The organism is Flavitalea sp. (genome assembly GCF_035489435.1).
Lineage (GTDB): Bacteria > Bacteroidota > Bacteroidia > Chitinophagales > Chitinophagaceae > DATHKG01.
On the sequence record NZ_DATHKG010000034.1, the window covers coordinates 11,898 to 27,054 of the forward strand.

Sequence of the window (15,157 nt, forward strand, 5' to 3'; positions counted from 1 at the left end):
CTGTTTAGTTTAATTCGGTTAACATTTCAGATATTTTTAAGCGATGCACATCCCATGTGTATTTCAATGCTGTTGCCCTGGCACAAGCCCGCATAGAAATATATTTTTCATCAGTCAGGTTCCTCATTGTTCGTATTGCATGTATTATAGCTTCAGTATCACGGATAGGTATAACAAACCCGTTCTCACCATTTACAACAAGTTCGGTTGCGTTGGTATTTGGTGTTGTAATTACAGGCAAGCCTGCCCCCATTGCCTCAACCGTCACCAGTCCAAAACCTTCCAGTACGCTTGGAAAAACCAGTGCATCATATTTTGAATACATCCCAAATAAGACCTGCTGAGTGACGCCAGGTTTAAAGTGATAGAATTCTTTATACTGGTTGAACGCGTTTCCTGTACCATGGATATTGCCGATAATATGTAATTCAACGTCCCGGACCGAAAAAGATTTAATAGCTTCTAAAAGATATTTCATCCCTTTTCTTTGAGTGATTCTTCCCGCATATAATAACCGGAGCGGCCTGTTTTTCAAGGACACTGTTTCCGGAACATACCTGATTGCCGAAATATCAAAACCAAGTGGTATCACCTTTATCTTTGCGGGTTCAATCCCCCCTTCAACCAGGGTTTTTTTAAGAAAGTCGGATATTGCGATTACGGACTTTGCTTCATAAGGCTCTTCAATGAGCCTTTTCTCGTAGTGGACAGGGAATGAAGTAAAGTCAATACTATCTTCCCACTCAGGGTGGAGCTTTGCTTCCTCATTCAATACCCTTTGGGCATAAGGCAAATGTGCGATGGTCATTTCGCAAATCGAATGCGCATTCATTTGATTTGCTATTTTTATAGATTCAAGACTACTACCCTGGAAACCCCAAAAACATTCATATTTTTTTCTCAAAAGGCGTTTACTGATATCACGGTCGAATGAAACATCCCGTTTATAGACCAATTCATTTACAGCCTTGCTGTTGCTGTTCAGTTTCCTGGCAACGAGTTCACCAATTTCATATTTCCAGTTTGAATCGACATATTGTCCACCAAGTCCGCTTTCGAACCTACGCGACCAGAAGGTAAGATCGAGACTATTGATCAACCCCTGCAACCATTTTGAACTGATATAGCTGCTGGTATAAAATTTCTGAAGATATCCCAGATCAAGTAGTGCTTTGGCAACATAGTAGGAATGTTGTTTGCCGGAATGAGAGAGAATGATAGAATGTTTATTCAAGAATTGGTTTGAATTTTAGTTCATAGGTCAAATCATTGTTTCGCTTTCTTAAAAATCTTGCCGGATTTCCACCAATAATGTCATTGACTTGAGTGCTCTTGTGAACCAGGGATGAGGCTGCTACTACGGTACCATCCGCTAAAACCACATTTGGCAATATTGTCACCCCTGAGGCTATCCAGACATGGTGACCAATTATAACATCATTTCCATATAAAGCATGTGTTGAAGAATCAGGATCGTGGCCCAACGTCCAGATCCTGGTATAAGGGCCGATATCTGTATGTCTTCCGACAGATATTCTATGTACCCGGCAATCGAGTACGCAATATTGGTTTATGACAACATGATCAGCAATACTGATCTTCCAAAAGTTCAGTATCCGCGTGTGCATGAGTATTACCGCCGTCGGGTGAATCTTCTTGTTAAATATCCTCAAAAATCCTCTGCGCAGGAAATGCACAGGAATATGAGTAATTAAATTGTTAAAACAATAGTTTAAAACCGCACCACCGATTAAGCGTGAATTCAATTCCGGAGTTTTTGTTTAAAGGTTTTAATTGCAATATCAACGTTAGTCGACCAACTGGCTTCGCTAATATAATCATCCCATGCTGATTCATTCATATCCTTTGCCCATAACGTTTTAACGCCCTCGATAAATAAATCCGGGTTATCAGCCGGTACAACCTCTCCAAGCGAAAACCGTCTCACATCGTGGGTTAACGCGCTTGGGGTATCTGCGACAAGGATCTTCTTTTTATAAGGTGCGATGAGATTAAGAATGCCGCTTTGAGAAGTAAATGATGTTGAGTAATAAAGTAGAATAATGTCTGAAGTCTTGATAACGGCATGTAACTCAGGTTCGCTGAGGAACTTTTCAATGAAGATTACGCGACTTGAAAGTCCTAAGGCAGTAACAAGTTGGCGATAGCTTTCAACAGGCACTTCAGAGTTCGCTTTGGCACCCGCTATTATCAGTTTGAATTCAGGTAGGTGTATGAGCGACCTAATGACCAATTCATAATTCTTCTCCTCACGGATGTTTCCGATTATGCTTAGAAGGAAGTGCGAAGATTTTTGCTTCAGGATAAAATTCTCAACCACCTCATCCTCTGTTACTACGTCATAGATGCCGTGAGGTACCGCAACCTTATCAAACTTACCCGTATAATATTCCTTTTGAGGTAACATGCCGTGATAAAATGCCACATCCATCAGAGACATGACACGTTTCATGGAAAATTTGGAAAAACTTTTGGACGGCAGGTAATTATCACGGTCTGGATCATGAAGGATAACGCTGAAGATAAACTTACTCCTAAGGCTTTTGAACAATGGAACCCATAGAAATGAAGAAAGCTGATCATAATCATTAAAAAGAACAATTCCATTTTTCTGAGATCGGAGATAGCGATAAAACCTGAGGGGGTTGACAATGCTACGGTATAAAAAATAAAACTTTTTTATTATTCTATTTTCCCACCCGGCCTGATCGGTTAACAAAATGCGGAGATATCCAGGTTCATCCTTTGCATTAACCGGCATTATCACCGTGACATTTTCTATTTCCTGATGCCGGATATAAGCTTTAGTCAGTGCCCTTATGTAATCATAATTACCACCAAAACTAAAAGGATTATAAATGAAAAGATTCATACTATTTGCAAGCCGATCCAAAAACTTTAACGGTCACGACCAAACGGCCTGCAGGTAACTTTCTGTAGCATTATATTTCAATGCAGCATCTTGTCTTTCAATGGCAAGTTGCTTTAGCCTGATATGGTTATTTAAACAATAATTTATCTTATCCGCAAGGTCTTCCGAACTACCATCCTTTATGGTGACCCCGGCGCCAAATTCGTTCATTGCCCAGGCTAGCCAGGTGTTTTCTGTTACAATCATTGGTATGCCCGCGCAGGCTGCTTCAATAGCAACCCCTGATAACCGGTTAAAATAGACTACACGACGATAAGGCAGCACCACAAAATCAGCCATTTGTAAATAATCGCGGTATTCATTCTCATCCAATACCTGCTCCAATATTTGTACCTGGTTGGCTTTTCGCAAAGCTGGATCAATAGGAACTGGCCGACCATCATAATCGATGGTTGGGGTAGACCATTGGATAATAAAGCGCGCTTCGAGATCCGGATCTTCATTTAACAACTTAAGGATTGCTTTTTGTAAAAGATCTATGCCTTTATCAATTACGGAAACACCAAGAATTACAAAAGTTATTTTGGTATCAGCTTTTGGTAATTTTCCAATTGTCCTTGCAGAAGCCTCAAGGCCCGCTGCCGGGCTGGGGAAGACACGAAAAGGCACACCAGAGAGCAACTCATATTCTTTGCAGGTAATATGGCTATCTCCTGCAAGAATTACCTGCCCCTTGTCAACATATTCTTTGAAACCCTGAAGTACCTTTTTAATAAGAAGAGAAGATTTCTTAAAATGAAACCCGGTATAATTTTCATCGTAAATCGCCTCGCTTGTGAGGATAAATATCACAACCCTTTGAAAATCTTTACCAAGCCGTTTTTTGCATAGTCTTTGCCAGGCCAGCAACTGGTGGATTCGCACTGCAGTTAGAATCACACAATCAACCGGACCAGTTTCTTTAAGCAGTTTACGGGTCTGGTTGTAAATCCGGTAATTATGCATAAACACGGCGGCATACCGGCGCCAGCTCTGCTTATAGTCATAGATACCAGACCAGTTATTATGAGTATATACTTTATGCACCTGGAATTCCTTCTGAATTCCATCATTAACGTTGACATTACCCGCCACTATTACCTCCGCGCAGGCATCGAGATGAATCCTTCTAATTGCTTTGATCCAACTGTAAAAATGCCCCTTATAATTTGTCAGCGCTTCTTCGCAAATCAATAGACGCTTACCTTTCAGAACGATATCCATTATTTTTCAATAACCTTGACAATGGGGTGAGGTATGATAAATTTGCCGCCACTTTTTAAGTATGAAGCATATTTCTGACGGAAAAAATCCAGGAAATTCCAGCTAAGCAGCAAATAATAATCCGGTTGGTTAATTAAAGAACTCTCCTCAACAATTGGTATGTGTGTGCCGGGTGTTAATTTTCCGATTTTAAACTGATTTACTTCAGTAGCAAGCTCTACAAGCTCCGGACCGATGTTACAATAATTAAGCAATGTACTGCCTTTTAATGGTGCGCCTAAAGCGTAGATGGATTTGCCTTCATTTTTTAGTTTATTCAAAAGAGCGATCAGATCAGTCCGATTGGATTCAACTTTTTTGGTAAAGGCATGGTAGGTTTCGATCTTATTGATGCCAGCTTTTTCCTCTGCCTGCAATGCTTCGGCAATAGATGATGATGTTGCATGAATACTGTTCTCCAATCCAACATATAATACAAATGACCCGCCATGTACATCGTAATAATCCACATCCAGTAGTCGCAATCCGTGTTGCTCGAATGCACGTTTGAGTGGAGTGATGCAGTGCATCATCGTATGTTCATGATAGAAATGATCAAATTCCAGTTTTTCCAATACGTCCTTCATATACACACATTGTGTAAGAAAAACTGTTTTTTCTGTCATTACGGTTTTGAGACCTTTTATGAAATCATGTAAATCCGGAATATGATAAAATACTGCGGTTGCCGTGATCAAATCCGGTTTTATATTAAGCGCTTTGATGGAATTTCCGGTATCACTGTTCCAAAAAGTTTCACATACAGTAATACCGTTCGCACGACAGAGCTTACCTGTTCTTGCTCCCGGATCCACACCTAAAACCCGCATACCTTTATCACGAAAAATATTTAGCAGGGTTCCGTCATTAGCACCTATATCTATTACAAGCGAATTTTTCTCCAGTTCATATTTAAATATTGTTCTTTCTACCATCGATTTGAAATGACTTATCACGGGCATATTTACGCCTGTTATATAAGGATGGTTAGAAAACATAAACTCCATGGAGGGAAACTCTTCCAATTGAACCTGCCAGCAGTCAGTACAAACGTCCATAGCGAAAGGAAACTTAAGTTCTCTATCCTTTTCAGATTCTGCCGGAAAGTGATTGCCGTTCGGCTGATCACCCAGATCAATAAATCGTTCAAGGGCGGCAGAGCCGCAATTCATACAACTGATGTTTTTCATTTTCTTTGTAAAATTTTGTACTCGATCATCCACCATTCGCAGGTTTCAGTAATTCTATCTTTAAATGTTTTATTACTCTTCCAACCGGATTCCAAATTGAGTCTCCTGGTATTCGCAACTACTGCATCCGGTTTATTTGAAACAGGATCACCTGAGTCAAAACTGATCTGCCCGGACCGTTCATAAATCTCTGCAATAGTACTTATCACTTCCCTTACCGATATTGCCTGCCCGCTTGCAACATTTACCGGCCCTGTAAGATTTGAATCAAGCAGGTGAGCTATTGCGTTACCAACATCTTTAACATGCAAAAAATCCCGCAAAGACATTGCGGCATCAAAAACAAGATTTTCGCCACCAAGTAAACGCAGACAAGTTTTAGGGATAAGTCTCCTGGGATCTTCACCCTCTCCAAATGGATTGAAAAACCTTGCCCAGAGAAAAGAAACTGAATGTTGTTCGAAATATTTTTTCAGTGCCCAATAGAGCCCCAGTTTTGAGCCTCCATATAACAATAAAGGTTCCAGGTTCGTTTCATACTCGTCGAGCGGTTGATTGGAACTCCAATCATATTCCGCGCTGGTACCCGCGAACAAACACCTGTTACCTCCATTTCTGACAAAGCTTTTTGCGATCAGAAGGTTTGCTGCAAGCCAGTCCAGGTTTGCCTCATCCTTCCAATAACTACCCTGGCCAGTGCACCACGCAAGCTGAATAAGGAACTCTGGTTGCACAATGGCGAATAGATCATTAACACCATTAGCATCCAGCAAATCAATCTGGTGCCAAACTACCTTGCCGTTTTCAGAAGGCTTACTTTTATGAAAGGTAGCATGCACTTCAATTCCCCTCTCTATATAAGCTTCAATTACAGCTCTGCCAATGAAACCCGAACCTCCCATTATTAGAATTTTCTTCATGCTAAGTAGTCGGGGGCAAATTTATCTTTATCAGAAAGAATAGGATTGGTTAACGGCCATGAAATTTGAAAGACGGGATCGTTCCATCTGATACAACCTGCAGCTCCGGGATGATAATGCCCGGAAATAAGATAGGACACTACGGTATTACTGTTCAGTGCGACAAATCCGTGTGCACACCCGCCCGGAATATAAATTGATTTGCCATCGAATGCAGATAATTCCATGGACTGCCATTTCATATAAGTTGCGGAATCTTTTCTAAGATCTAATATTACATCGTAAAGTTTTCCTGCTGCACATGTAACCAGTTTGGACTGATGATGGGGGTTTTGCTGATAATGCAAACCACGCAAAGTTCCCTCCTGGATATTATACGACAAACACGAATTAGAAGGGGAAAATTTGATACCATACTCCAGAAGCTGTTTTTGTTCCCACGTTTCCGTGAAGATGCCCCGGTTATCCTGGAATACTTTGTCCGTCAGGAGAAAAGCTCCTGCAATATCTAATTTTTGAAAATTCATTTACTTCGGATTATAGCCAATTTCCTTAATCATATTGTAGTGATGTTCATTCGGCTTAGTCGGTTGAAACGCAGAATTGTAGTCTTGCGAACCGATAAGTTTTTTATGTATTTTTTGGTAATACTCAAAAAACGAAAGCAAGACATCCTTGAAAGGAAGCTTAATCTGGTTGTATGGACTACTCTCATCAGGAATATCATAACCATGTTTCGCACAAAACCTGATATGCTTTCTGACATGAGATGCCAACGCCACCTTAGTGCTGAAATGCATATCACTGATCTTGTTGCCAAGCAATCCACCTGTTATATTAAGATACCTTGTCCAGTCATTTGCTCTTTGAGATGAACTTGTACCTGATGCAGTGATCTTATTGATATTATGCTCGCGATAAAAAATCAGACATTCCGGGGTATGAACAGGTTTCGCTCCGGACAACAGAATCCTGACAAAATATTCACTGTCTTCTGAAGGCATAAGATCAGATCTATACCCTCCTGTATCTACAATTAAAGATCGTTTGAACAAACAATTTTGAAATACAAGACTCCATCCCGACAGATACCATTCAAGCATAGTATTTTTTCCGGGTACAGCGCGTGTTTGCAGGACATGATCCAGGAATTTGATTTTGTTATTCTCAATATTACAACGAACCCAGGGGCAATATGCAAAATCAGCGTCTGAAGCTTCCAACGCCCGAAGCTGGATTTCGAGTTTCTGCTTACTGGCAAGATCATCACTATCCATAAACTGGATAAAATCGCCTGTGGCCGCCTTAAACCCGGTATTTCTTGCGACTCCCGGGCCCTGATTATCCTGCCGGATAAGCTTTACCCTGGATCCAAAATTTGCAATGATATTTGCAGACCCGTCAGTAGAACCATCATCAACGACGATAACCTCGTAAGGCGGTAAACTCTGGGATAACATATTTTCCAGGGTTTCACCAATCAGGGTTGAACGGTTGTAACAAGGAATGATTACTGATATTTTTTCTTTCATTTGAAGCCTTCTTTCTCAACTTCCGATTCAAATCAACATTAGTTGTAGGCTTCTATATAGAAACTTTCCTTTTCGCGGTATAGTGGTTCAATAGTATTGACATGTGGCAGACTGGTTTCATGAACTTTCTTTTCAACACCCGATTTGAAGCCTGCCTCCAGGCAAAGTTTGATGGCACTTTCTGCATCGTAGAACCATTTATGTCCATTATGTCCATCATAGGCTTTGTGAATGAATAAATCACCGTAGGAAGTTAACCCTTCATAATTGACGAATCGGCTTACGAGGGGATGGTTGAAATAGTCATCGTCCTTGCTCAGATAAGCTGCAGCATATTTTCTGAGATCGGGACAACTAATACGTAGTGCACCGCCAGGAGCTAAAATTCTTTTGCATTCCCTGAGAATTTTGAGTCCGTCCATCCTGGTAAAATGCTCTAAAAAATGACTCATATTAATCCCTTTCATTGAATTATCACTGACAGGGATGCCGTTCATCAGGTTATAGTTGAGCGTAAATGCATTGCTCAGCTGTTTTGTTTCTTTTTGAAAGGCATGGTTGGCAAAATCATAATTATAATGAATTCCAATGTTTCGTTTACGCGGTATGCCATAAATCTCTACCGGAGAGAGATGAACCACCAGGTAATCTTCGACAGGGACTGCACCTCCTATTTCAAGATACTGAATGGAATGTTTCGTAATTACATTATCCACGAGGTTGCGGGTCGTGGAATGAGACAAAATGCCTTTCACAAAAGGTGTTACCACCTTATATATAGAATGTTTGGTAAATATTGCCATTATAGTCTACTACTTGTTTCTTGAAAGTATAAATTATGCTTCGCGGCTGTCATTTAATTTGCGCATTCCTCTTTTAATAAAGTAAGCTGTTAATTTCCGTGGCGCAGCATTAAGCAATATCCAATAGGAAAAAGCTACGATCTTATTTTTGAGCGAAGCCGCTTTGATCTCTTCAGCGTTCAACCACAACTTGTGGAGGCCTATTCCGGATAATGCAGGAGGCACTGTCAGGCTACCAAAACGTTTTGCAATAACTACGGTTTCAAGAGATCTGCGATTAAAGGGATACTGATAGTTTTTGTGACCTGTGTTTTGTCGGACCAACTGAGCAGTGCGCCTGGCTACTAACAAAAGTATCTCACCATTTTTTTTCAATTTCTCCTTTGCAAATCCGACGCCATAAAAACTATTTTCCTGATGAATCCTATAACAGCCAACGGGCGAAGCAGTCTGGACAATAAGGCCACTAAAAGGCGCAAAGCTGCACAAAAAAAAATCCGCACAAATCCTATATTCATCTTCAGGAATAGGCATGCACTTTTTCAACATGCTACGATGGAAAACATTCCCGGTTGTAGGGGGCCACTTGTAGTCACCTTTCGAGACTACTTCATCGACTAAAAATCCCGAAGAAAGTTTTGAATTGGGGTATAGCGTACCTGTTCGCCGACCATCACTTTTTACAATATATAGTGGTGAGTGGATTTTTGAGATTTCATTCAGTTCACTCCCGTTATCAGTAACCGCCTCGTTTACTGTCTGAACAGCTTCAGGAACAAGAAAATCATCGGCGTCAACAAACCATAACCAATCACCTGTTGCCTCGGCATATCCCCGGTTAAATGCAGAAGCCTGGCCTCCATTTGCTTTATAAATGACTTTTAGTTTTGTACTGTACTTATCAAGGACTTCCCGGGAGTTGTCCGTGGATCCATCGTCCACAACTATTATTTCATATGGCTGATGGGTTTGGTTAAGGACGCTATTTACAGCCTCTTCAAGAAACCTGCCGTAGTTATAGTTATTTATGATAATACTAATCTTGCTATTCACTTTACTTTCAATTACCATACTGATCTTCCGGAACAATTCGTTTACCGGATATGAGCTTAATTAGCACAGACTATCAGTGGCTAAACTATTGTCACGAAAATTTTGATTCTTTGATGTTGCCTCTAAGAAGTAACCTGAATATTCGCTTCGGCCAGAGCAACTTACTGTATCCATAATAAAATCCAGTATAACTCCAATAGTATTTCACACGTTTCCAAAAAGGGATTTTTAAGATGTTTTTCTCGAACACTTCGTGCCACTCCTTGTGAAAATGTTTGAAATCAAGCTTCGTACCCGACTTGGAAGTATTATGAAACCTATAATTTGAAAGTAGCTTGGGCTCATAGTAAAATTTGTGGCCGGTTGTCACCATCTTCAGCCATAGATCGTAATCCATGGCATAATGAAAATGCGTATCAAGCAGACCAAGTTGTTCAAAAAGCGAGCGCCGTATAAATACAGAGGGTTGAGGAGGGTTACAATCTTTATCGTAGCTCCAATATTTCAGTAAACGTTCTAATGTCGCTCCTTCGTTATACGTAGTAACAAAATTTTTACCCTCATCATCTTCGAAGTAAAACCTTGCTTCACCCTGAAAGACGTCAAATGGTTGATTTTTTAGCCAACAATTTCCCACTGTAATAAGTGCATCTTTTTCATACCAATCGTCACTGTTAAGCCAGGCTACAATATCACCACTTGCCTTTCTAAGGCCCTTGTTGATCGCATCGCCTTGTCCATTGTCTTTCTCCGATACCCAATATGTTAGTTGATGCTGATACCGTTTAATTATTTCTATCGTTTCATCAGAACTTCCGCCATCAATAATAATATATTCCAGATTGGGATAATTCTGAGTTAACACAGAGGTTATGGTCTGCTCTATATACCTGCCCTGGTTATAGGACGGTGTTATTATCGATATCTTGGGTAGCATATCTTCTGGTATGTTAATTTATCCAAACGGTTTGAACGGTAAGCTTCTATTGCAGAAAAAGCATTGATCTTGATTCGTCCATATCGGTTGGTTGGAAACTGCGGTATTTATTCCATCTGTATAATTTTAAAAGCCGGTTATCGGAATAAGGAACCCTTAAAATTCGCATCAGTACCCGTAAAAATTTAAAATGTATGCCTTTGAAATTCCACGATTCATTTTGAAGATGTTGAAGCAATGGTACCCGTTGAGGTGCAAAAATGTGGGAGATCGATATAATTTCCTTTTGCCGTGCCTCGCCACCGCTGCCTGTTTTATGTTCCGCATGAATCCGGTACATAGAAAGGCATTCCTGCAATGGCACAAAATCTACTCCATTTTGTTCAGCCCGCAAAAACCACTCCCAGTCGAAAGCAAAATGGAACTCTTCTTTTAAAGGACCAGTTGATAGCCAGGCGGCCCGCGTCCAAAAACTTGAGGGTTGAATGATATAATCCAGGTGCCTTAGCAAATGATTCGTTGCAGATGCTATAGCATTGCTGCCATAGGTCGTCAGATTGCCATTTGAATTTTTAAAATGGATGCAATTCCCAAAATAAACAGATCGTTTGCTAACATCAGCGATCATTGACATATAAAACAATGCATTGGGCATAAACATGTCATCGCTATTTAACCAGCAGAGTATTTCACCGGTTGCCATCCTGAAGCCCTTGTTTATTGCGTTGCTTTGCCCGGTGTCTTTTTCGCTAACCCAGAATGTAATCTGATCATTATATTTCTGCAATATTTCTTTACTGTTGTCACTACTTCCTCCATCCATAACGATATACTCGAGATTTGGATATCCCTGGCCAATTACAGAGATAATAGTTTCTTCAAGGAACTGCCCCTGGTTATAGGAAGGCGTAATTACTGATATTTTTGGGTAATTCATTACAATTGACTATTGAATAACTTCCTCATTAGGAAAGATTTTATCTACAAAACTTAACTGAATATAGTTGCGCCAAAAGTCAACATTATACTTGTACCAGCCATGACAACCAAAAGGTAAATCGCCCATCGTTTTGATGAACAGATGAGGATTAATTTCAACTGAGAATCTGAGAGCGGTATTTAAATCGGGCACGTGAAACCACTGGAATTTTTTTGCAATGAAACTCCCCCAGAAGTAATCTTCATTTTCACTAAATGTATTAAAAATATGGTAAGTATTGTTTGCAATAGTGAGTCGCTTTGCCAAAGTGATAAGCTCTTTAAAACCAGGGTTTTTTAAGAAGTTAGAACCTAGTGTCTTTATTGGGATTATGTATGAAAAAGTATTCAATACCTTAAGGTGACTTGAAACTTTTCTGAGAGAAAATCCACCATTTCCAATGCCGATAAAAGGGGAATTTTCGGTAGCATGTTGCCAACCTTCAAACCAGGGAGCGCCGATATAATCAAAAGCCTGATCGCACCAATAGTCTAACTCGTCCCGAAAAACCCAGGCATCCAACTCGTAAAAAAGAATGTAATCAAAAACCCTGTAACGTTTGTATATGAATGGCAGGATTTTTAGCCGATTAAACATTGCATAATTCGATTGCCACCTGGGGTCAATGAAGTCGACTTCGATATTTGAATTAACTCTTTTGTAATTTGCCATATCAAGGCCTGCAGGTGCAATTAATTTTATCGGATGCTTACCAAGTATCTTATAACATTGGGCAAGTGAGTTTAATTCAAAATCTGATGGTTCGCTTTTGTGAACAATAATCAATATCACTTTTGAATGCTTCATATGCCGCGTGTGATTACAACTTTACTTAAAATCAATAAAAGTTTAACATAGCACTTTGCCTTAGTTAATGAAGTAATCATAGATGCATTTTTGACTTTCACATACCATAATGCAAGTATAGCCCGATAATGTCCTGCAGAGATTTGTATGATTCCGGGATTTATTTGAGATATAATATCAATCCCTTCAACGATCCATCGTCCTTCTTTTTGAGCATTGTGGGACGTATTACTATGATACCAGCGAAAATTGTTGAGTAAACTTGGTGTATAGGCTATATCAGAGATTTGCAGAATTCGAATATAAAACAACCAATCGCCGCAGGCCTTGTATTTGTCAAGATTAAATGTTGCCTTTTTCGCATGTTCTGTGAGAATCAAAGCTGAACTAACGTTCTGGACAGTATTATGGTCTAATAGTGTAACAAGTTCTTCTCTTCCCGACCTCTGATAAGACTCATTGAATAAGGATAGTGACGGTCCCGCAACTCCATAGGCATCTACCCAGTTAGAGTTACAATAGGCGATTCCGATTCGTTGATCACTTGAAATCAGCCCTATCATTTTCTCGAGAAAGAGCGGATCGGAAAAGTCATCGCTTTCCGCGATCCAAAGGTATTTACTTTTTGCAAGATTGATCCCTTTAGTCCACTGTGCAAACGGGCTGCCACTATTTTTTTCATTGTAGATAATCTCCGAGATCTTGGGATGATTTCTATAACTCTCTATAATAACTACACTGTCGTCTGTAGAATGATCGTCAAGAATAATGATTTCAAAATCCTGAAAAGTTTGATTTAATATAGAGTCAATTCGCTGCTTAAGATAGCGTCCATGATTAAAATTTGGGACTATTACCGTTATCGCATTCGTAAACATTTGGTGCAGAAAATCTATTACTTTATTAACTCGTTACTAATTCATTACTATAGGAGCGGACTAATCTTGAAATACCATCTTCCAACGATATCAATGGACGATTTATAATTTCTTTCATTTTAGCATTATCAGGGCACCGCCTGCTCATATCACCTTCCTTAAGAGCAGGCAAAAAATTAATTTTGGATTGTGAGCCTGTAATCCGAATGACCGTTTTAGCAAGCTCCAGGATCGAAATTTCGTTGTCGCTTCCAATGTTAACCACATCATCTATAAAAAGGCCGTCCCGAATACATGTAATACAGGCATCAATATTATCATCAATATAACAGAAGGTTCTGGTTTGATTGCCATCGCCATAAATTTCTATGTCTTGATTCTGAAGCGCCGACTTTATAAATCTCGGTATAACAAAGTCTTCACTCTGACTTGGCCCATAGGTATTGAAGAAGCGAAAAATCGTAAAATGCAAGCCATATTCAAACGCAAACGATCGGCAATAGGCTTCGCCAAGATTTTTAACGATTGCATAGGGCAGGCGACTGTTTAAAGGAGTCGTAAATTCATTTTGCGGAATTTCAAATGGTTCACCATATACTTCCGAGGAACTTGAATAAAATACTCGCTTTACGCCGGTATTTTTGGACAATTTCAATACATTTTCAATACCCTTGATATCATTTAATACCATCAGGGGATTATTCAGTGTTCTTTGCACTCCTACCACGGCTGCATAGTGAAATACATAATCGAAAGCATTCCGATAAAAAACTCCACTGATGTCAGCGAGATCATTTACATCACATTTCACAAAAGTTACTCCTGGCAGAACCGGCACCTTCTTCATGCTTCCGGTAAGGAGATTATCTACTATAACAATTTCATTATTGCTATCTGCTGCAAGCTTCCTGACCAGGGAACTTGCTATATTTCCAGCTCCACCAGTTACTAAAATTTTTTTCATAATGTTTTTTGCCTATTTATGGAATTTATCCGTTTATAATCTCACGCATCGCTTTTTTTATACTGGTTACCGGCGAACGGGAAAACTTTTTTAACCGGCGCCGCAAAGTAAGGTCAGCAATGGCATCTTTGATGTATTCCCTTTCCCAATAAACTGAAATGATATCACCTACATATTCCTGGTAAAAGGCAGCGTGTTTTGTGGAAATGTATCTCCTCATATATTTTAGCTTTTCTTCATTTACCGATCTGATACCTGAAAAAGGCCGGATTCGATAAAAAAATAAAGGTTCGTCAATCCGCACTACAGTTCCGCCGTCTTTTAACATATTAATCCAAAACTCCCAGTCCTCAAGGTGATATTTTACTTTCTCGTCATACCCTCCCGTGCGTACCCATTCTGATTTCCGGTAAAGAGCGGTACAGACAATCATATTAAGTACTGCAAGATTATGGAGGTTAAAGTCTTTCATATGCAGTATACCTTGCTTATCGCCAAATTGTTCTACGAGGCAATAGACAAGCATAGTATCGGGTGCATCTGTGAAGACTTTTAATGTCTTTTCAAGGAAGGTGGGTGCTAATTTATCATCTCCATCCAACGGTAAAATAAATTCACCCTTTGCTATTTCAATACCTTTATTCCGAGCCCGCTCTACACCCCCGTTTTCTAATTCCAAATAAATAAATCTCTTGTCTTTTTGCTCCCATTTCAATCCGACCTCCGCGGTATTATCGGGTGAACCATCATTAACCACGATACATTCCCAATTTTCATAAGACTGGTTCAATACTGATTCTAACGTTTCATCTAAATAAGCGCCAACGTTATAACAAGGTACAATAACCGAAATAAGTTCATTTGCCATATACCGCCAATAGTTTAAAATAAAATATTCT

At 39.7% G+C, this 15,157-nt stretch carries 16 protein-coding genes; all 16 read right to left on the minus strand.

Going from position 1 to position 15,157, the window contains the following annotated elements:
* Positions 1 to 4 precede the first annotated feature (4 nt).
* The 16 genes from VK664_RS05955 to VK664_RS06030 all read right to left on the minus strand — a co-directional run bounded on the left by VK664_RS05955 (position 5) and on the right by VK664_RS06030 (position 15,126).
* The gene (locus VK664_RS05955) at positions 5 to 1,234 is read right to left on the minus strand and encodes a glycosyltransferase family 4 protein (RefSeq protein WP_461397708.1); all 1,230 of its coding nucleotides are present in this window, start codon (positions 1,232 to 1,234) and stop codon (positions 5 to 7) included.
* On the minus strand, positions 1,227 to 1,766 hold the full coding sequence (locus VK664_RS05960; RefSeq protein ID WP_461397709.1) for an acyltransferase: 540 nt from the start codon (positions 1,764 to 1,766) through the stop codon (positions 1,227 to 1,229). Before VK664_RS05960 ends, VK664_RS05955 begins: the two co-directional genes overlap by 8 nt.
* Positions 1,763 to 2,893, minus strand: coding sequence for a glycosyltransferase (locus VK664_RS05965; RefSeq protein ID WP_461397710.1), 1,131 nt, complete (start codon positions 2,891 to 2,893; stop codon positions 1,763 to 1,765). Before VK664_RS05965 ends, VK664_RS05960 begins: the two co-directional genes overlap by 4 nt.
* A 33-nt stretch (positions 2,894 to 2,926) precedes the next feature.
* Positions 2,927 to 4,156: a glycosyltransferase gene (locus tag VK664_RS05970; RefSeq protein ID WP_461397711.1), complete on the minus strand. Its 1,230-nt coding sequence runs from the start codon at positions 4,154 to 4,156 to the stop codon at positions 2,927 to 2,929.
* The gene (locus VK664_RS05975; protein ID WP_461397712.1) at positions 4,156 to 5,385 is read right to left on the minus strand and encodes a class I SAM-dependent methyltransferase; all 1,230 of its coding nucleotides are present in this window, start codon (positions 5,383 to 5,385) and stop codon (positions 4,156 to 4,158) included. The genes VK664_RS05970 and VK664_RS05975 overlap by 1 nt, the downstream gene beginning before the upstream one ends.
* Positions 5,382 to 6,305 (minus strand): NAD-dependent epimerase/dehydratase family protein, encoded by a 924-nt coding sequence (locus tag VK664_RS05980; protein ID WP_461397713.1) that lies wholly within the window; start codon positions 6,303 to 6,305, stop codon positions 5,382 to 5,384. The genes VK664_RS05975 and VK664_RS05980 overlap by 4 nt, the downstream gene beginning before the upstream one ends.
* Entirely contained in the window at positions 6,302 to 6,832 is a 531-nt protein-coding gene (gene rfbC / locus VK664_RS05985; protein WP_461397714.1) for a dTDP-4-dehydrorhamnose 3,5-epimerase, read from the minus strand. The genes VK664_RS05980 and rfbC overlap by 4 nt, the downstream gene beginning before the upstream one ends.
* Positions 6,833 to 7,837, minus strand: a complete 1,005-nt coding sequence (locus VK664_RS05990; RefSeq protein WP_461397715.1) for a glycosyltransferase family 2 protein — start codon at positions 7,835 to 7,837, stop codon at positions 6,833 to 6,835.
* A 38-nt stretch (positions 7,838 to 7,875) separates the two neighbouring features.
* Positions 7,876 to 8,640 carry a class I SAM-dependent methyltransferase gene (locus VK664_RS05995; protein ID WP_461397716.1) on the minus strand — a complete coding sequence of 255 codons (765 nt, stop codon included), beginning with the start codon at positions 8,638 to 8,640 and terminating at the stop codon, positions 7,876 to 7,878.
* Positions 8,641 to 8,673: 33 nt separating this feature from the next.
* A complete protein-coding gene (locus tag VK664_RS06000; RefSeq protein WP_461397717.1) occupies positions 8,674 to 9,693 on the minus strand; it encodes a glycosyltransferase in 1,020 nt (339 codons plus the stop codon).
* Between the two features lie 91 nt (positions 9,694 to 9,784).
* The gene (locus VK664_RS06005; protein ID WP_461397718.1) at positions 9,785 to 10,630 is read right to left on the minus strand and encodes a glycosyltransferase family 2 protein; all 846 of its coding nucleotides are present in this window, start codon (positions 10,628 to 10,630) and stop codon (positions 9,785 to 9,787) included.
* 46 nt (positions 10,631 to 10,676) lie between these two features.
* Positions 10,677 to 11,567, minus strand: coding sequence for a glycosyltransferase family 2 protein (locus VK664_RS06010; protein ID WP_461397719.1), 891 nt, complete (start codon positions 11,565 to 11,567; stop codon positions 10,677 to 10,679).
* 9 nt (positions 11,568 to 11,576) lie between these two features.
* Complete coding sequence (locus VK664_RS06015) at positions 11,577 to 12,416, minus strand: DUF5672 family protein (RefSeq protein WP_461397720.1); 840 nt, start codon at positions 12,414 to 12,416, stop codon at positions 11,577 to 11,579.
* A complete protein-coding gene (locus VK664_RS06020; RefSeq protein WP_461397721.1) occupies positions 12,413 to 13,294 on the minus strand; it encodes a glycosyltransferase family A protein in 882 nt (293 codons plus the stop codon). The genes VK664_RS06015 and VK664_RS06020 overlap by 4 nt, the downstream gene beginning before the upstream one ends.
* Positions 13,295 to 13,319: 25 nt before the next feature.
* On the minus strand, positions 13,320 to 14,258 hold the full coding sequence (locus VK664_RS06025) for an NAD-dependent epimerase/dehydratase family protein (protein ID WP_461397722.1): 939 nt from the start codon (positions 14,256 to 14,258) through the stop codon (positions 13,320 to 13,322).
* Positions 14,259 to 14,283: 25 nt separating this feature from the next.
* Complete coding sequence (locus tag VK664_RS06030) at positions 14,284 to 15,126, minus strand: glycosyltransferase family 2 protein (RefSeq protein ID WP_461397723.1); 843 nt, start codon at positions 15,124 to 15,126, stop codon at positions 14,284 to 14,286.
* Between the last annotated feature and the right edge of the window lie 31 nt (positions 15,127 to 15,157).